17 protein-coding genes, 2 tRNA genes and 1 pseudogene are annotated in these 17,663 nt (G+C 64.4%); 16 read left to right on the top strand and 4 right to left on the bottom strand.

Going from position 1 to position 17,663, the window contains the following annotated elements:
• Positions 1-70 precede the first annotated feature (70 nt).
• The 10 genes from PVZ80_RS24355 (at position 71) to PVZ80_RS24310 (ending at position 8,697) form a co-directional block, all read left to right on the top strand.
• Entirely contained in the window at positions 71-1,096 is a 1,026-nt protein-coding gene (locus tag PVZ80_RS24355; RefSeq protein ID WP_273864695.1) for an NAD(P)H-dependent glycerol-3-phosphate dehydrogenase, read from the top strand.
• Between the two features lie 18 nt (positions 1,097-1,114).
• The gene (locus PVZ80_RS24350) at positions 1,115-1,462 is read left to right on the top strand and encodes a DUF4389 domain-containing protein (protein WP_007931570.1); all 348 of its coding nucleotides are present in this window, start codon (positions 1,115-1,117) and stop codon (positions 1,460-1,462) included.
• Positions 1,459-1,908 carry a phosphohistidine phosphatase SixA gene (gene sixA, locus PVZ80_RS24345; RefSeq protein WP_009047787.1) on the top strand — a complete coding sequence of 150 codons (450 nt, stop codon included), beginning with the start codon at positions 1,459-1,461 and terminating at the stop codon, positions 1,906-1,908. Before PVZ80_RS24350 ends, sixA begins: the two co-directional genes overlap by 4 nt.
• A 214-nt stretch (positions 1,909-2,122) precedes the next feature.
• Complete coding sequence (locus tag PVZ80_RS24340) at positions 2,123-3,790, top strand: AMP-binding protein (RefSeq protein WP_273864694.1); 1,668 nt, start codon at positions 2,123-2,125, stop codon at positions 3,788-3,790.
• Positions 3,791-3,820: 30 nt separating this feature from the next.
• Complete coding sequence (locus tag PVZ80_RS24335) at positions 3,821-4,264, top strand: hotdog fold thioesterase (RefSeq protein WP_007931583.1); 444 nt, start codon at positions 3,821-3,823, stop codon at positions 4,262-4,264.
• Between the two features lie 114 nt (positions 4,265-4,378).
• The gene (locus tag PVZ80_RS24330) at positions 4,379-5,185 is read left to right on the top strand and encodes an alpha/beta fold hydrolase (protein ID WP_009047789.1); all 807 of its coding nucleotides are present in this window, start codon (positions 4,379-4,381) and stop codon (positions 5,183-5,185) included.
• On the top strand, positions 5,182-6,036 hold the full coding sequence (locus tag PVZ80_RS24325) for an alpha/beta hydrolase (RefSeq protein ID WP_016702195.1): 855 nt from the start codon (positions 5,182-5,184) through the stop codon (positions 6,034-6,036). Before PVZ80_RS24330 ends, PVZ80_RS24325 begins: the two co-directional genes overlap by 4 nt.
• A 50-nt stretch (positions 6,037-6,086) precedes the next feature.
• Positions 6,087-6,746, top strand: a complete 660-nt coding sequence (locus PVZ80_RS24320; RefSeq protein WP_023968388.1) for a glutathione S-transferase family protein — start codon at positions 6,087-6,089, stop codon at positions 6,744-6,746.
• A gap of 8 nt (positions 6,747-6,754) precedes the next feature.
• A complete protein-coding gene (locus PVZ80_RS24315; RefSeq protein ID WP_028681896.1) occupies positions 6,755-7,561 on the top strand; it encodes a DUF4892 domain-containing protein in 807 nt (268 codons plus the stop codon).
• Between the two features lie 83 nt (positions 7,562-7,644).
• Positions 7,645-8,697 carry an AI-2E family transporter gene (locus tag PVZ80_RS24310; RefSeq protein ID WP_009047793.1) on the top strand — a complete coding sequence of 351 codons (1,053 nt, stop codon included), beginning with the start codon at positions 7,645-7,647 and terminating at the stop codon, positions 8,695-8,697.
• 318 nt (positions 8,698-9,015) lie between these two features.
• On the opposite strand, the gene PVZ80_RS24305 is transcribed toward PVZ80_RS24310, so the two are convergent.
• Both PVZ80_RS24305 and PVZ80_RS24300 read right to left on the bottom strand, forming a co-directional pair.
• Positions 9,016-10,059, bottom strand: coding sequence for a sensor histidine kinase (locus PVZ80_RS24305; protein WP_101282013.1), 1,044 nt, complete (start codon positions 10,057-10,059; stop codon positions 9,016-9,018).
• Positions 10,059-10,823, bottom strand: a complete 765-nt coding sequence (locus PVZ80_RS24300; protein WP_009047795.1) for a response regulator — start codon at positions 10,821-10,823, stop codon at positions 10,059-10,061. Before PVZ80_RS24300 ends, PVZ80_RS24305 begins: the two co-directional genes overlap by 1 nt.
• 316 nt (positions 10,824-11,139) lie before the next feature.
• Between PVZ80_RS24300 and pyrF the strand changes: the two genes are divergently transcribed.
• Positions 11,140-11,838 carry an orotidine-5'-phosphate decarboxylase gene (gene pyrF / locus PVZ80_RS24295; RefSeq protein WP_007931610.1) on the top strand — a complete coding sequence of 233 codons (699 nt, stop codon included), beginning with the start codon at positions 11,140-11,142 and terminating at the stop codon, positions 11,836-11,838.
• Positions 11,839-11,950: 112 nt separating this feature from the next.
• Here pyrF and PVZ80_RS24290 read toward each other — a convergent pair whose 3' ends face one another.
• Entirely contained in the window at positions 11,951-12,955 is a 1,005-nt protein-coding gene (locus PVZ80_RS24290; protein ID WP_038631084.1) for an NADP-dependent oxidoreductase, read from the bottom strand.
• A gap of 233 nt (positions 12,956-13,188) precedes the next feature.
• Here PVZ80_RS24290 and PVZ80_RS24285 point away from each other — a divergent pair, with 233 nt between their 5' ends.
• From PVZ80_RS24285 to PVZ80_RS34095, 3 genes and pseudogenes are all read left to right on the top strand, one after another.
• A complete protein-coding gene (locus PVZ80_RS24285) occupies positions 13,189-13,950 on the top strand; it encodes an SDR family oxidoreductase (protein WP_038636488.1) in 762 nt (253 codons plus the stop codon).
• 165 nt (positions 13,951-14,115) lie between these two features.
• A pseudogene (locus PVZ80_RS34100) lies at positions 14,116-15,210 on the top strand (methyl-accepting chemotaxis protein); the annotation flags it as partial.
• Positions 15,211-15,240: 30 nt separating this feature from the next.
• On the top strand, positions 15,241-16,122 hold the full coding sequence (locus PVZ80_RS34095; protein ID WP_371356848.1) for a methyl-accepting chemotaxis protein: 882 nt from the start codon (positions 15,241-15,243) through the stop codon (positions 16,120-16,122).
• Between the two features lie 88 nt (positions 16,123-16,210).
• Here the strand turns inward: PVZ80_RS34095 and PVZ80_RS24275 are convergent, their stop codons facing one another.
• The gene (locus PVZ80_RS24275) at positions 16,211-16,969 is read right to left on the bottom strand and encodes a hypothetical protein (RefSeq protein ID WP_273864693.1); all 759 of its coding nucleotides are present in this window, start codon (positions 16,967-16,969) and stop codon (positions 16,211-16,213) included.
• A 377-nt stretch (positions 16,970-17,346) separates the two neighbouring features.
• Here PVZ80_RS24275 and PVZ80_RS24270 point away from each other — a divergent pair.
• Positions 17,347-17,422 (top strand) — tRNA-Glu (locus PVZ80_RS24270).
• A gap of 3 nt (positions 17,423-17,425) precedes the next feature.
• Positions 17,426-17,501: transfer RNA gene (locus tag PVZ80_RS24265), tRNA-Gly, on the top strand.
• Positions 17,502-17,663 lie beyond the last annotated feature (162 nt).

Here is a 17,663-nt window from a genome sequence, read left to right as displayed (position 1 = left end):
CGGGGCTGGCCGCCGCAGGGCCGCCCCGTATAATGCCGCCATCGCCACTGTATGGATTGACGGATTGCATATGACTGAACAGCGCCCTATCGCGGTCCTGGGAGGCGGAAGCTTTGGTACCGCCGTGGCCAATCTGCTGGCCGAGAACGGCCATCGGGTGCGGCAGTGGATGCGCGACCCGGAGCAGGCGGAGGCCATTCGCATTCATCGCGAAAATCCGCGTTACCTCAAAGGCATCAAGATTCATCCGGCGGTGGAGCCGGTGACCGATCTTCTGGCCACCCTGAACGACAGTGACCTGTGTTTTGTCGCCTTGCCCTCCAGCGCCCTGCGCTCGGTGCTGGCACCCCATGCGCAGCTGCTCGCCGGCAAGCTGCTGGTCAGCCTGACCAAGGGCATCGAGGCGCAGACCTTCAAGCTGATGAGCGAAATCCTCGAAGAGATCGCGCCCCAAGCGCGGATCGGCGTGCTGTCCGGGCCGAACCTGGCCCGTGAAGTGGCCGAGCACGCCTTGACCGCCACCGTGGTCGCCAGTGAAGACGAAGAACTCTGCCAGCGCGTGCAGGCGGCCCTGCATGGCCGTACCTTCCGCGTCTATGCCAGCGCCGACCGCTTCGGCGTCGAGCTGGGCGGGGCGTTGAAGAACGTCTACGCGATCATCGCCGGCATGGCCGTGGCGCTGGGCATGGGGGAAAACACCAAGAGCATGCTGATTACCCGGGCGCTGGCGGAAATGACCCGTTTCGCCGTCAGCCAGGGCGCCAACCCGATGACCTTCCTCGGCCTGGCGGGGGTTGGCGATTTGATCGTCACCTGCTCGTCGCCCAAGAGCCGCAACTATCAGGTCGGTTTCGCCCTGGGCGAAGGCCTGAGCCTGGAAGAGGCGGTGGACCGGCTCGGCGAGGTGGCCGAAGGCGTGAACACCCTCAAGGTGCTCAAGGTCAAGGCACAGGAAGTGGGCGTATATATGCCGCTGGTGGCCGGATTACATGCCATCCTGTTTGAAGGTCGCACGCTGAATCAGGTCATCGAGCTGCTGATGAGCGGCGAGCCGAAAACCGATGTCGACTTTATCTCCCCCAGTGGTTTCAACTGAGCAGGACAGGAGCGAGACATGAACGATACGAATTCCGAAGCCAAGTACGAATCCATCCTCCTGCGTGTGTTGTGGATGCTGGTGTTCGTGCTGGTCTGGCAAGTGGCGCAATTCATCCTCGGCGCGTTGGTGCTGGTGCAGTTGATCTACCGGCTGATCTACGGCTCGCCAAGTGCCAGCCTGATGAACTTCGGCGACAGCCTGAGCCAGTTCCTGGCGCAGATCGGTCGCTTCGGCAGTTTCCACACCGACCAGAAGCCTTGGCCGTTCGCCGACTGGCCGGCCCCGCGCGCCCCTGAAGGCGAAGCGCCGCACGTGGTGCCACCGGCGCCCCATCCGGTACGCGACGAGGAGCCCAAGCTGTGAAGCTCTGGGTGTTGCGCCACGGTGAAGCCGAGCCGCATGCGCGCAGCGACGCTGAACGCAACCTGACCGAGCATGGCCGCGAGGAAGCGCTGCGCAGCGCCGCGCACCTGATCGGCCAGCCGCTCAGCGCGATCATCGCCAGCCCTTATGCGCGGGCGCAGCAGACGGCGAAGCTGGTGCGCGAAGCCCTGGGCTTCGAAGCGGATATCCGCACCGTGTCCTGGCTGACGCCGGACAACAACCCGTTGTCGGTGGTCGCCCAGCTCGATTCGGCGGACAACGTGCTGCTGGTCAGCCACCAGCCGCTGGTGGGTAACCTGATCGGCCTCCTGCAGCATGGCCATCTGCGCAATCCCCAGCCGATGCACACCGCAGGCCTGGCGGAACTCGAAGGCGACTGGCCGCTGGCCGGCCTGATGACCCTCAACAGCATCAAGAATCCCTGAACCGTAGGAGCGAGGCTTGCCCGCGAAGGAAGCGGCGCGGACTGTCTGAAGCAGCGCGTTCCTCTTATCGCGGGCAAGCCTCGCTCCCACGACGATCTGGGCTTTTCGCTACATTTCTTAACTTGCAGCGTTCCTTTGTGCGTGGAATAGTCGCCCGAGCAAGTGCTTGGTTGGCTAGCCTCACGATCAGAACAAAAACAAAGGAGCGAGTCGCATGTCTGCTGCTTTTCGTTTGCCGCTGGAAGTGTTCTACGAGCGCGAAGCTCGTCATCCCCGCCAACGTTTCCTGGTCCAGCCCCTGGGTGGTGGCCGGGTCGAAGAGCTGACCTGGGCCGACGTCGGCCACCAGGCCCGCCGCGCCGCTCACTGGCTGCGCGCCCGCGAGCTGCCGCCGGGCAGTCATGTCGCGATCATTTCCAAGAACTGCGCCCACTGGATCATCGCCGACCTGGCGATCTGGATGGCCGGTCACGTTTCCGTGCCGCTGTATCCCAACCTGACCGCCGATTCGGTGGCTCAGGTGCTGGAGCATTCCGAGTCGGCCCTGGTGTTCATCGGCAAGCTGGATGACTGGCCGGTGATGGCCCCCGGCGTGAAGCCCGGGCTGCCGACCATCAGCCTGCCGATCTGCCCCGAAGGCCGCTTTGACTTCACCTGGGACCAGTTGCAGCAGTGCTCGCCGATCCAGGACGACCCCAACCCCGCCGCCGAGCAACTGGCGACCATCATTTACACCTCGGGCACCACCGGCCTGCCCAAGGGCGTGATGCACAGCTTCGGCACCCTGGGCTTTGCGGCGACCCGCGGCACCCAGCTGTTCGGCCTCGGGCCGACGGACCGGCTGTTGTCCTACCTGCCGCTGTGCCATGTGGCCGAGCGCATGTTCGTCGAGCTGGCGGCGATCTATACCGGGCAGACAGTGTTCTTCGCCGAGAGCCTGGAGACCTTTCTCACCGACCTGCAGCGGGCGCGGCCCACGGCGCTGTTCGGTGTGCCGCGGATCTGGACCAAGTTCCAGATGGGCGTGTACAGCAAGGTTCCGGCCAAGCGCCTGGACTTCCTGCTGGGTCTGCCGTTCATCGGCAAGCGGGTCGGGCACAAGGTGCTGGCCGGGCTGGGGCTGGATGCACTGCGGGTCGCCTTGTCCGGCGCCGCGCCGGTGCCGCAGACCCTGTTGGACTGGTACCAGCGCCTGGGCCTCGACGTGCTGGAGGTGTACGGCATGACCGAAAGTTGCGGTTATTCTCACATCGGCCGCAGCGGCCAGCATGTACCCGGCTGGATCGGTCGGCCTTGCCCGGACGTCGAGGTGCGGATTGACGAGGCCGGAGAGGTCCAGGTGCGCAGTGGGGCGACCATGCTCGGCTACTTCAAGGACCCACAGAAGACCGCGGAAACCGTCACCGCGGATGGTTTCCTGCGCACCGGCGACAAGGGCGAGCAGGACGCCGATGGCAATCTGCGCCTGACCGGGCGGCTCAAGGAAATCTTCAAGACCAGCAAGGGCAAGTACGTGGCCCCGGCGCCGATCGAGAACCGGCTGGCGGTGCATTCGCGGATCGAGCAGGTGTGTGTGGTCGGCGATGGCCTGAGTGCGCCGCTGGGCCTGTGCGTGTTGTCCGCGGCCGGTTTGCAGGACGCCGCCGGCGGTGCCCGTGGCGGCCTGCATGCGAGCCTGGAAAACCTGCTCGATGAGGTCAACGGCGCGCTCGATAAACATGAACGCTTGCACCGCCTGGTGGTGGTGAAGGACAGTTGGGCGGTGGAAAACGGCTTTCTGACCCCGACCCTGAAGATCAAGCGCAATGTCATCGAAGCCACCTACGGCGAGCGCTTCAAAGAGTGGAGCGAGCGCTCCGAAGCGGTGCTGTGGCAGGATTGAGCGCGGTTAACCCCCCTAAAGGATGCAGTGATGAGCCTATGGCGTACCACCCCGAACATCGAGCAACTGAACGCGATCCAGAAAAACACCATCGGTGAGGTGCTGGACATCCGCTTCGAGTCCTTCGACGACGAATCCCTGACCGCTAGCATGGTGATCGACCATCGCACCCACCAACCCTATGGCCTGCTGCACGGCGGCGCCTCGGTGGTGCTGGCGGAAACGGTCGGCTCCATGGCCAGCTACCTGTGCATCGACGCCAGCAAGTTCTACTGCGTGGGCCTGGAGATCAACGCCAACCATCTGCGCGGCCTGCGTTCCGGCCGGGTGACGGCGGTGGCCAGGGCGATTCATATCGGGCGTACCACCCATGTCTGGGATATTCGCCTCTGCAGCGACGAAGGCAAGGCCAGTTGCGTATCGCGCCTGACCATGGCCGTGGTGCCGCTGGGGCAGACGCCGCCGGCGCGTTGAGCGGTACCCATAGGCTGAAGCGGAGTGTCATCATTCTTGACCGTTACTGTCATTGCCGTCGGGCAATGGCGTGCGGACAATCAGCCATCGTTTTTTGTTCATGAGTTAGCCGGTATGTCGCAACAGGTGTTTTTCGCTCACGCCAACGGGTTTCCCTCGGGGACCTACGGCAAGTTGTTCGCCGCCCTGGCGCCCGAGTATCAAGTGGCGCACTTGCAGCAGCACGCCCACGATCCGCGCTTTCCGGCGGATGACAACTGGCTCAACCTGGTGGACGAACTGATCCACCATCTGCAACAGCAGGCCGAACCGGTGTGGGGCGTCGGCCATTCCTTCGGCGGCGTCCTGCACCTGCACGCGGCGCTGCGTTGCCCGGAGCTGTATCGCGGGGTGGTGATGCTCGACTCGCCGGTGCTGACCCGTGCCGATCAATGGGTGATTCGCGCCGCCAAGCGTTTCGGTTTTATCGACCGCCTGACCCCCGCCGGCCGGACCCTGGGCCGGCGCGAGGAGTTCAGCGACCTGGAGTCGGCGCGCAAGTACTTTGCCGGCAAGACCCTGTTCCGCGGCTTCGACCCCGAGTGTTTCGACGCCTACCTGCAACACGGCCTGCATCAGGTCGACGGCCGTTTGCGGCTGCGCTTCGACCCGGCCACCGAGATCAGCATCTATCGCGGCGTACCGCACACCAGCCCGGGCCGCCCCCGGCAGTTGAAGGTGCCGCTGGCGGTGGTGCGCGGGCGTCAGAGCCGGGTGGTGATGAAGCATCACGCCAGCAGTGTCGGGCGCATGCCCCATGGCGAATCCCTGAGCATGCCGGGCGGGCACATGTTCCCGCTGGAGCGCCCGCAGGACACCGCGGCCCTGCTGAAAAAACTCTTCAGCCGCTGGGAAACCCGCGCCGAACGGAGCTGCGCATGAGCGCCGCGGTGGAAGAAGTCCGCCTGAGCCTGCCGCATATCGAGCTGGCGGCGCACCTGTTCGGCCCCGAGGACGGTTTGCCGGTCATTGCCTTGCACGGCTGGCTGGACAACGCCAACAGCTTCGCGCGGCTGGCGCCCCGGCTGCGCGGCTTGCGCATCGTCGCCCTGGACATGGCCGGGCATGGCCATTCCGGGCACCGCCCCCTGGGTGCCAGCTATGCGCTCTGGGATTATGTGTATGACGTGTTGCAGGTCGCCGAGCAGTTGGGCTGGAAACGTTTTGGCCTGCTCGGGCATTCCCTGGGCGCGATCGTCTCGCTGGTGCTGGCCGGCTCGTTGCCCGAGCGGGTAAGCCACCTGGCGCTGATCGACGGGGTGATTCCGCCGACCGCCACCGGTGAGAATGCCGCCGAGCGCATGGGCATGGCCCTGCAGGCCCAGCTGGACCTGCGGGAAAAGCGCAAGCCGGTCTACGCCACCCTGGACCGCGCCATCGAAGTGCGGATGAAGGGCATGGTCGCGGTCAGCCGCGAAGCCGCCGAACTGCTCGCGCAACGTGGCCTGATGCCGGTCCCGGGGGGCTACACCTGGCGCAGCGACAGCCGCCTGACCCTGGCTTCGCCGCTGCGCCTGACCCAGGAACAGGCCATGACCTTCGTCCAGCGCCTGTCCTGTCCGACCCAGCTGGTGGTGGCGGCCGACGGCATGCTGGCCAAGCACCCGGAGTTGCTGGAGCGGCTACCCTTTAGCCGGGAACAGCTGCCTGGTGGCCATCACCTGCACTTGAACGACGAAGCCGGCGCGAGCCTTGTTGCAGACTGTTTCAATAGGTTTTTCGCCGTTTCTTGACTTGCAGCGGGCAACTGTCGAGGCTGGGCGGGTTGAAATGGGAGACAACCATGATAGATCTCTACACCGCTGCGACCCCGAATGGCCACAAGGTCTCTATCGTGCTCGAGGAACTCGGCCTGCCTTATACGGTGCATGCCCTGAGTTTCGACAAGAAGGAACAAAAGGCTCCAGGCTTTCTCAAGATCAATCCCAATGGCCGGATTCCGGCGATTGTCGACCGCGCCAACGGCGATTTCGCCGTGTTCGAATCCGGCGCGATTCTCCTCTATCTGGCTGAACTCAGTGGGCAGTTGCTGCCCAGCGATCCCAAGGGCCGCTCCCGAGTGATCCAGTGGCTGATGTTCCAGATGGGCGGCATCGGCCCGATGCAGGGCCAGGCCAATGTGTTCTTCCGCTACTTTCCGGAAAAGCTCCAGGGCGCCATCGATCGTTACCAGCATGAAACCCGGCGCCTGTACGAGGTGCTCGACACCCGCTTGCAGGAGGTCGAATTCCTCGCCGGCGACTACAGCATTGCCGATATCGCCACCTTTCCCTGGGTGCGCGGCCATGAATGGTCCGGGGTTCCGGTGGAGGGCCTGACGGCCCTGCAACGCTGGATGGCGACCCTCGAGGCGCGACCGGCGGTGCAGCGCGGGCTGCTGGTTCCGCAGCGCACGGATGACGCCAGTGTCATCAAGGGTGCCCAGGCCATGCTGATCCGATGAGAGCATCCATGCGTTTATTCAGTGTCCTGCTGCTGTCCTGTGCCAGCCCCTTGCTCCTCGCCGCCGACTTGCCCGGCAGCCATGACTTGCCGATCGTGCCGCGCATGCCTGACGCGCAGATCGTCGACTACCGTCCGGCGGCCGAGATGGAGCGGATCTATCCCATGGGCTCGATCCGCAAGATCAGCGGCCAGCTGCGTTTCGATGGCCAGGTCGGCGCGCGCGGCACCGCGACGTCGGTGACCTACGAGCTGCCGCCGGAGCATTCCTCGACCTCGGCCTTTACCGCTGCCCGCGAAGCCTTGCAGAAGCAGGGCGCCGAACTGTTGTTCTGGTGCCAGGCCCGGGATTGCGGGGAAAGCAGCCTGTGGGCCAACGAGGTGTTCGGCAACGCCAAGCTGTACGGTGCCGATGTCCAGCAGGCCTACCTGCTGTTGCGCCTGGCCGCGCCCAACGACAACTCGCTGGTGGCCCTGTACAGCATCACCCGTGGCAATCGCCGGGCGTACCTGCATGTCGAGCAGTTCGACGCCAGTACTCCCCTGGGCGAGTTGTTGCCGACCTCGGCTACCCTGTTGCGCCAGCTCAAGGACACCGGCGAACTGGACCTGCCCAAGCTCGGCGGCGAACCCCAGCCCACCTGGCTGACCTTGCTGTCACGCGGGTTGAACCTCGATGCCACCTTGCGGGTCAGTGTTTCCGGGCCGAATGCCGAGGCCTGGCGCCAGGCCCTGATCGGCCAGGGCGTGCGGGCGGCCCGCATGGAAACCGGCGGCAGCGAGGCTCCAGGCCTGCGCCTTGAGCTGCTGCGCTGAACTGCTGCATTGAACGGGCGCAGGCGAACGGGCGATCCGCCTTTCGCCTACGCTTGGTGAGTTGACCTTTCTCGAGATCCTACATGCTCAATAATGATCGCCTGTTGGTGCAGATCCTGCTTCTGGTGCTGTTCGGCGCCAGCTTCTGGGTCATGGCGCCGTTCTGGTCCGCGTTGTTCTGGGGGGCGGTCCTGGCGTTTGCCAGCTGGCCGCTGATGCGCCTGCTGACCCGCTGGCTCAATGGCCGCGAGTCCCTGGCCGCGGCCGTGCTGACCCTGGGCTGGATGCTGCTGGTGGCGGCGCCGCTGGTCTGGCTCGGTTTCAACCTGGCCGACCATGTGCGCGATGCCACCGCCTTTATCAAGGATGTGCAGGTCGACGGCCTGCCCGAAGCGCCGAGCTGGCTGGCCGGCGTGCCCTTCGTCGGTGAACGCCTGGTGGGGCTGTGGGACAGCATCGACCAGCAGGGCGCGGCGATGATGCTGGCGATCAAGCCTTACCTGGGGCAGGTCGGCAACTGGCTTCTGGCCCGCAGCGCGCAGATCGGTGGCGGGATCCTCGAACTGACCCTGAGCATCGTCTTCGTGTTTTTCTTCTATCGCGACGGCCCGCGCCTGGCGGCGTTCGTCCATGGGCTGCTGGAGCGCCTGATCGGCGACCGCGCCGGCTACTACATCGAGCTGGTGGCCGGTACGGTGCAGCGGGTGGTCAACGGGGTGATCGGCACCGCGGCGGCCCAGGCGATCCTGGCCCTGATCGGCTTCCTGATCGCCGGCGTGCCGGGCGCGCTGGTACTGGGGATTGTCACCTTCCTGCTCAGCCTGATTCCCATGGGCCCGCCGCTGGTGTGGATTCCAGCCACCGCCTGGCTGGCCTGGAAAGGCGAATACGGGATGGCGGTGTTCCTCGGTATCTGGGGCACCTTCATCATCAGTGGCGTCGACAACGTGCTCAAACCCTACCTGATCAGCCGGGGCGGCAACCTGCCGCTGGTGATCGTGCTGCTCGGGGTCTTCGGCGGGCTGATCGCCTTCGGTTTCATCGGCCTGTTCATCGGCCCGACCCTGCTGGCCGTGGCCTACAGCCTGTTGACCGACTGGAGCGCCAGCCAGGCGCGGGTCGAAGACAAGCGCTGATCCATGCAGAACGCGGGCATTCGTGCCCGCTCCTGTAGCCGCTGCCGAGCCTGCGAGACTGCGATCGACCGCGAAGCGCCGTAAAACCAGGCCATGCATTCTTCCAGGCAGAAACCTGATGCTCACAAACGCAGCATGGGTAGTCTGCCGGAGCTAAGGTGTTGACTGGTTTACGACCGCTACGTCGGAGTGCCGCCCAAGCCGATCGCAGCCTCGCGCTGCTCGGCAGCGGCTACGGCGGCTACGGTGACGGCGGCGCTCAGGCGGCGAGGTGTCGTGGGTATGTGAGCTTTGTACCAGCCGGTACACACCGGCGGTTCAGGCGCGGGGCAGGCGCACCACGGTGGTCAGGCCGCCACCTGGGGTTTCTTCCAGGTGCAGTTGCCCGCCCAGGCGTTCGGCGGCCTCGCGGGCGATGGTCATGCCCAGGCCGACGCCGCCGGAGTTGCGGTTGCGCGAGCCTTCCAGCCGATAGAAGGGTTCGAACACCGCTTCACGCTGGTCTTCGGCGATGCCCGGACCGTGGTCGATGACCCGGATCAGCACCTGCTCGCGGCTGTCCCGCAGGCTGATGCGGGCATGCCCGGCATAGCGCAGGGCGTTGTCCAGCAGGTTGTTCAGGCAGGAACGCAGGGCCATCGGCTGCACTTGCAGGGGCGCGCAATGGCCGCTGGTCTGCACGTCGGCGCCCTGGTCCTGGGCGTTTTCACAGAGCGATTCCACCAGCGCCTGCACATCCATCCACTGCACAGCCTCGCTGGTGCGCTGTTCGTGCAGGTAGCTCAGGGTCGCGTCGAGCATGCTGATCATGTCGTCGAGGTCCTGGCGCATCTGGCCCTGCAGCCTGTGGTCTTCGATCTGTTCCAGCCGCAGCTTGAGGCGCGACAGGGGCGTGCGCAGGTCATGGGAAACCGCGCCGAGCATGCGCCCGCGCTGCTTGACCTGCTCCTGGATGCGCCGTTGCATCAGGTTGAAGGTGTGGGCCGCCTGCCGCGCTTCCCGCGGGCCGGACTCGTCCAGCGGCGGGCTGTCGAGGTCTTCGCTGAGGCGCTCGGCGGCGTCGCTCAGGCGCTGGATCGGTCGGGTCAGCAGCTTGGCGCCGTACCAGGCGGCGATGATCAGCGAGATGAACTGGAAGGTCAGCGGCACGATCGGCCCGCCGAACCAGGGCCGCGGCGGCCGCGGTTCGAAGCGCCCGTTGCCGGGTTGTGGCTGGCCGCTGAATTCGCTGGCCGACGGACGCGGATGCGGAGGCGGGCCGTAGAGGCGGAACCAGAAGAGGGCGAGCAGGTGGGCGAGCACGATCGCGATCAGCAATACCCCGAACAGGCGGCCGAACAGCGTATCGAAGCGCCCACGCATCAGCCGATGTCTCGGGCGTCGAACAGGTAGCCTTCGCCGCGCACGGTCTTGATCAACTGTGGCGATTTCGGGTCGTCGCCGAGCTTCTGCCGCAGGCGCGAGACCAGCAGGTCGATGCTGCGATCGAAGGCTTCGATGGAGCGGCCACGGGCGGCGTCCAGCAGCTGTTCGCGGCTCAGCACCCGGCGCGGACGTTCGATGAACACCCAGAGCAGGCGGAACTCGGCGTTGGACAGCGGTACGACAAGACCGTCGGCGGAGATCAACTGGCGCAGCACGCTGTTGAGGCGCCAGTTGTCGAAGCGGATATTGGCCCGCTGTTCGGTGCGGTCGTCGCGGACCCGGCGCAGGATGGTCTGGATCCGCGCCACCAGTTCCCGGGGCTCGAAGGGCTTGGCCATATAGTCGTCGGCCCCCAGCTCCAGGCCGATGATCCGGTCGGTGGGCTCGCAGCGGGCGGTGAGCATCAGGATCGGGATGTCCGATTCGTTACGCAGCCAGCGGCACAGGGACAGGCCATCCTCGCCGGGCAGCATCAGGTCGAGCACCACCACGTCGAAGTGTTCCGCCTGCAAGGCCTGGCGCATCGCCGCTCCATCGGTCACGCCGGTGGCGTGGATGTTGAAACGGGCCAGGTAGTCGATCAGCAGTTCGCGGATCGGTATGTCGTCGTCGACGATCAGCGCCCGGGTGTTCCAGCGCTTGTCGTCACCCGTGCCAGGTGCTTTCTGATCGTCATTGAGGGGAGCTGGAGTGTTATGCATGCGTGCGATCATCTGCCAGGTAGGCTGCCTGCCACAAAGAGGGGCGGCGAGGTGGTGGCTTCAGCATAGGCGTCCGGCCCTGGGGCTGGAAGTGCTGTTCGGGAGTGTTGCGGCTGGCGAGGGTAGCCGGGCTGGTTGTTGCCGGCGTGTCGGGAGTGTATCGGGCTCGACACAATTGCCGCCAGGCGCGGGCATTTGCACGGTTTTGTCGCTACGCAAGCTGCCGTTGGCGATGAATTACCGATCATCGGGTCCCGGAGCGCCGTCGCTTGCGCTACAATCCGCGCCGATTTCGACTTGCCTGAGAGCCCCCTTCATGTCCGCTTGCCAGACTCCTATCATCGTCGCCCTGGACTTTCCCACCCGTGACGCCGCACTGAAACTGGCTGATCAGCTGGACCCCAAGCTGTGCCGGGTCAAAGTCGGCAAGGAACTGTTCACCAGTTGCGCCTCGGAAATCGTCGGCACCCTGCGCGACAAGGGTTTTGAAGTCTTCCTCGACCTGAAATTCCATGACATCCCCAACACCACCGCGATGGCCGTCAAGGCTGCCGCGGAGATGGGCGTGTGGATGGTCAATGTGCACTGCTCCGGCGGCTTGCGCATGATGGCGGCCTGCCGCGAAGTGCTCGACCAGCGCAGCGGCCCGAAACCGCTGCTGATCGGCGTGACCGTGCTGACCAGCATGGAGCGAGAAGACCTGGCTGGCATCGGCCTGGATATCGAACCGCAGGAGCAGGTGTTGCGCCTCGCCGCCCTGGCGGAAAAGGCCGGCATGGACGGTCTGGTCTGTTCGGCCCTGGAAGCCCAGGCGCTGAAGGCCGCGCACCCGTCGCTGCAACTGGTGACCCCGGGGATTCGTCCGGCGGGCAGCGCCCAGGACGACCAGCGGCGCATCCTTACTCCGCGCCAGGCGTTGGATGCCGGCTCCGATTACCTGGTGATCGGCCGTCCGATCAGCCAGGCGGCGGACCCGGCCAAGGCCCTGGCGGCCGTGGTAGCCGAGCTGGCGTAAGCGCGCTTCGCGCTATCGCGAGCAAGCTCGCTCCTACAGGGGACGCGTTTCCTGTAGGAGCGAGCTTGCTCGCGAAACAATCGACCAGCTAACGCCATTCAAAAAGCCTGTCTCAAACCTTCAATACCAGCTTGCCGAAGTTCTCGCCGCTGAACAGCTTCATCAGCGTTTCCGGGAAAGTCTCCAGCCCCTCGACAATATCCTCCTTGCTCTTGAGCTGCCCCTTGGCCATCCAGCCGGCCATTTCCTGCCCGGCGGCGGCGAACTGGGCCGCATAGTCCATCACCACAAAGCCTTCCATGCGCGCGCGATTGACCAGCAGCGACAGGTAGTTGGCCGGGCCTTTGACCGCTTCCTTATTGTTGTACTGGCTGATGGCGCCGCAGATCACCACCCGGGCCTTGAAGTTCAGGCGGCTGAGCACGGCATCGAGAATGTCGCCGCCAACGTTGTCGAAATACACATCGACGCCTTTCGGGCATTCGCGCTTGAGGCCGGCGTGGACGTCTTCGCTCTTGTAGTCGATGGCCCCGTCGAAGCCCAGCTCATCGATCAGGAACTTGCATTTGTCCGGGCCACCGGCGATGCCGACCACCCGGCAGCCTTTGATCTTGGCGATCTGCCCGGCAATGCTGCCCACCGCGCCGGCCGCGCCCGACAGCACCACGGTTTCACCTGCCTTTGGCGCACCGACGTCCAGCAGGGCGAAATAGGCGGTCATGCCGGTCATGCCCAGGGCCGACAGGTAGCGCGGCAGCGGCGCCAGTTTCGGATCGACCTTGTAGAAGCCGCGCGGCTCGCCGAGGAAATAGTCCTGCACGCCCAGGGCGCCATTGACGTAGTCGCCGACGGCGAAGCCGGGGTTGTTCGAAGCGATCACCTGGCCCACGCCCAGGGCGCGCATCACTTCGCCGATGGCCACCGGCGGGATGTAGGACTTGCCTTCGTTCATCCAGCCGCGCATGGCCGGGTCGAGGGACAGGTACTCGTTCTTCACCAGGATCTGCCCGGCCGCAGGTTCGCCGACGGCAACCTGCTGGTAGGTGAAGGTTTCGCGGGTTGCCGCGCCCACCGGGCGTTTGGCGAGCAGAAACTGGCGATTGGTCAGGGTGGTCATGGCAGGCACTCGAGGATCAATGGAACCCTAGTTGATAGACCTTCAGCCCTGATGCCGCAAGGTTTGCCGCTGTAGCGAATAGGGCGCGATCCAGAGGCGTGATGGTCGTATGGCCGCCTTCATCACCATCGCGGATAAGTGGGCAACCGGCCCTCTGATAGTGCTGCCGCGTGCCCGTTGCCTGTGCCTAGACTGGGCCAATCCGATCCATGCATTCCATCGAGGGCATCACCATGAGCATGACGTTTTCCGGCCAGGTCGTTTTGGTCACCGGCGCAGCGGCGGGTATTGGCCGGGCCACGGCCCTGGCGTTCGCCGCAGAGGGGCTGAAAGTGGTGGCGGCCGACCTGGACGTCGCCGGCGGCGAAGGCACGGTGCAATTGATTCGCGCCGCCGGTGGCGAGGCGGCGTTCGTGCGTTGCAACGTCACCGACGAGGCGGATGTGCAGAACCTGATGGCACAGGTGGTAAGCCTCTACGGGCGCCTCGACTATGCCTTCAACAATGCCGGGATCGAAATCGAGAAGGGCAAGCTGGCGGACGGCACCCTGGACGAGTTCGACGCGATCATGGCGGTCAACGTCAAGGGCGTCTGGCTGTGCATGAAGCACCAGTTGCCGCTGATGCTCGCCCAGGGCGGCGGGGCGATCGTCAACACCGCATCGGTGGCCGGTCTCGGTGCTGCGCCGAAGATGAGCATCTATGCCGCCTCCAAGCATGCGGTGATCGGCCTGACCAAGTCGGCGGCCATCGAGTACGCGAAGAAGAAAATCCGCGTCAACGCGGTGTGTCCGGCGGTGATCGACACTGACATGTTCCGCCGCGCCTACGAGGCCGATCCGAAGAAAGCCGAATTCGCCGCGGCCATGCACCCGGTCGGACGGATCGGCAAGGTCGAGGAAATCGCCAGCGCGGTGCTGTATCTGTGCAGCGACGGCGCGGCCTTCACCACTGGCCATGCGCTGGCGGTCGACGGTGGCGCCACCGCCATCTGAGACTCGCCTGCCTTATGGAAGGCCCTGATGAACGCGCGTTGCCAGGGCTGTACCGGATCGACCTCGACCATTCTGAAAACGACCTGAACGTAGCTTTTTGCCATTATTCCGACGCCAGATACTTGTGCTCCAGTGCAGCCCGTTGCGAACCTGCAAAACTGGATAATGGCCCTGTCGCCATTGGGGACTGGAAGGGGACTGAGCGCAATGAATTCGGCCACGAACGGACGTTTTGCCAACCTCGGCATGGCGAAAAAACTGGGTGTCGGTTTCACCCTGGTGCTGCTTCTGACAGCGCTGGTGGCGGCCATAGGCGTCTGGTCCCTGCAGACCATCAGCCAGCGTTTCGATGGCCTCAAGCAGATGTCGTCGCTCAACAGCGGTCTGCTCAAGGTCCGCCTGCTCGAACAGAACTATGCCTTGCACGGCGACGCAAAAACCGCGGACGCCTTGCATGAGGGCGTCGATGGCCTGCTGGGGCTGGCGGCGCAGCTCAAGGAGCGCTCGGCGGCGAACGTGCCGGTGATGACCGACGTCGAGCAGGCGCTGGGGGCTTACCGCAAGGCCTTCGACGAGTTCGTCGAGCTGACCCAGGCCAAGGACCTGGCGCTGGAAATGGCCAGCTGGTCGGTGTCCAGCGTGGCCAACAACCTCGACGTACTGCAGGCCGGTCTGGCCGATGACGGCACCTATACGCTCAAGGAATCCGCCGGCAAGGAGGGCAGCGAGTTCGTCGAGCAGGCCAATCAGGTCAGCCAGGTCTCGCGCCTGATGCTGCAAGCCATGAACGAAGCCCGGGTGCGCCTGGACCAGAGCCGCAAGGGCGAGGAAGAGGTCGAGCAGGGCAAGATCGAGCAGGCCGACCAGGCCCTGGCCCAGGCCGAGCAGCTCAAGACCGTGGTCAAGGACGCCGGTTATCAGACCGTGCTCAACGAGGTGGTCGGGCATATCGGCGGCTTCAGCGAAAAGCTCGCCGAATACACCGGCTTGCTGGCGCAGGAGAAAAAGGTCTATCAGCAGCTGCACGAGCGCGCTGCGCAGGTGATGGAGCGGGTCGACCAGGCGTACGGCGCGCAGGATCAGTCGATGCAGGCGGAACTGAAAAAGAACTCGCTGCTGATCGTCGCTTCGTCGGCCCTGGCATTGCTGGTGGGCGTGCTGGCGGCCTGGATCATTACCCGTTTGATCGTCACTCCGCTGCGCAGCGTGATGCGCGTGGCGCAGCAGATCGCCGCCGGCGACCTGAGCGCGACAGTGGAAGTGACGCGCCGGGATGAAATCGGCCAGTTGATGCTGGCGATGCAACAGATGGGCAGTGGCCTGAGCGGTATTGTCAGCGGCTTGCAGGCGGGCATCGAGCAGTTGGCCAGCTCGGCCCAGTCGCTGTCAGCGGTGACCGAGCAGACCAATCTGGAGGTCAGCAGCCAGAAGGAAGAAACCGAGCAGGTGGCGACGGCAATGAACCAGATGACCGCCACCGTGCACGATGTCGCGCGCAACGCCGAAGAAGCGGCGCAAGCGGCGCAGACCGCCGACGACAAGGTCGAAAGTGGCCAGCAGGTGGTGCGCCAGAGCATGCAGCGCATCGAACAATTGGCGGATTCGGCCAGCAGCGCCAGTTCCAGCATCGAAAGCCTCAGCGCCGAGATCCAGAACATCGGCACCGTGCTCAGCGTGATCAAGAGTGTCGCTGAACAGACCAACCTGCTGGCGCTGAACGCGGCCATCGAAGCGGCGCGTGCCGGCGAGCAGGGCAGGGGCTTTGCGGTGGTCGCCGACGAAGTGCGGGCCCTGGCCAAGCGCACCCAGCAATCCACCGAAGAGATTGAGCGCCTGGTCAGTGCCTTGCGCTCGGCGGCGCAGTCCTCGGTGCAGCAGATCCAGAGCAGCGGTGAACTGGTCAAGCTGGCGGTCAGCGATGCGCTGCAGACCGAAAGCGCGCTGGGCAGCATCGCCACGGCGGTGTCGCTGATTCAGCAGATGAACCAGCAGATCGCCGCGGCCGCCGAACAACAAAGCTCGGTCGCCGAAGAGATCAATCGCAGCGTCACCAGCATCCGCGCCAGTGCCGATCAGTCGTCACTGGCCATGCAGGGCAATGCAGCGTCGAGCATCGAGCTGGCGCAGTTGGGGGCGGAGTTGAAGGGGATGGTCGGGCATTTCCGGTTGTAATGCCGCGGATGCTTGCTACAGGCTGCGCCGCCAGGGGCGCAGCCTTTATAGGCCGTGCCGTGCGAGTTGCTCGCACGGCTGTTGCCGGTCAGTCGTAAATGGCTTTCTTCTTCCAGTCGGCGTCGGCTTCGACCACTTTCAGGCCTTCGGTCAATTGGTTGACCTCGCCTTCGACCGGCTGGGTGTTGGTCAACACCATCGCGTTGGAGCGGGCCAGGAGTTTTTCCAGGTACTCCAACTGTTCCCGATAGACCGCCGGGTCCGGCTGCTTGCGCAGGTACTGCACGCCACGCTCGAACGCCAGGCGCGCCTGGCCGGGTTGCTCCTGCTGCAGGGCGTACTGGCCGAGATTGTTGAAGAACTCGATGTGCAGCAGCACCAGGATGTGGCGGATTTCCCTGATCCAGTGCTTGGCTTCGTTGGTCGGCAGGAAACCGTCCTGGGCGGCGCGCGTCACCTGCCCATGCAGGGCTTCCAGGAGAAAACGCACGTCCTTGGCCTTGGCTTCGGTCTGGATCGGGCAGGGCGGGTTGTTGACCGGAATCGATTCGCCCTGGCCGACCAGCGCATTCAACTCGGTAATACGTGCCTTGAGCGCGGCATCGGACTTGTCCAGGTTCAACAGGCGCTGAACGACGTTGAGCTCCAGGCGGGTCATCAGCAGCTTGAGCGCCGGCGACATGAACTGGCCGGGGAAGGTCTCGGTGATTTCGCCGCAGCGGCGCAGGCGGTCATTGAGTTCGACCTTGGTACGGGCCTTTTCCAGTTTGTTGTTTTCCACCACATGGTTCATGTAGCCAATGGCGATCAAAAGTACGATCCCGGCTACTACTAGCAGGGTGATCATGAGTGGTGTCACCGTGTAAGACCTCTTTCTGGGGTTCGCGTACGAGTGGCGAGTGTAGTGACTTAGCCTTGGGGCGCCTAGCGCAGGTCGACGAGCAGAAACAGGCCGATTCTCTGCTTATATAGGAAATGTCTGGCTGGTTTCATATTGCCATCACCTATGGATGTGGACTATAGCGCCTTGTCGAGTGTCAGAATATAGGCGTCAAGGCACAGGCTGCACAAATGCCCGAAAGGGCTCGCAAACCACCCCGAAGTCATTGATTTAAATAAATTTATATCAGGGGGTTGACGACCCTCCAATCCATCCATAGAATGCGCGCCACTTGCAGCGTAAAGCACACAGCGAAACGCGGCAGGGAGTGAATGTTGTAGTGTGTCCCCTTCGTCTAGTGGCCTAGGACACCGCCCTTTCACGGCGGTAACAGGGGTTCGAGTCCCCTAGGGGACGCCAWTTGCGGGAATAGCTCAGTTGGTAGAGCACGACCTTGCCAAGGTCGGGGTCGCGAGTTCGAGTCTCGTTTCCCGCTCCAATTTTAAACGGCACTGCTTTCGGGCGGGGCTGAGTGAAACCAGAACCAAGTCTTCGGATGCGGATCTGGACACCGAAACACACACCATGTGTTCCGGGTAGCGTGTCCCCTTCGTCTAGTGGCCTAGGACACCGCCCTTTCACGGCGGTAACAGGGGTTCGA

Source organism: Pseudomonas sp. B3G-3, assembly GCF_028640915.1.
Lineage (GTDB): Bacteria > Pseudomonadota > Gammaproteobacteria > Pseudomonadales > Pseudomonadaceae > Aquipseudomonas > Aquipseudomonas chlororaphis_I.
The sequence above is the reverse complement of the archived record's forward strand: the minus strand, read 5'-3'. Positions and strand labels throughout refer to the sequence as shown.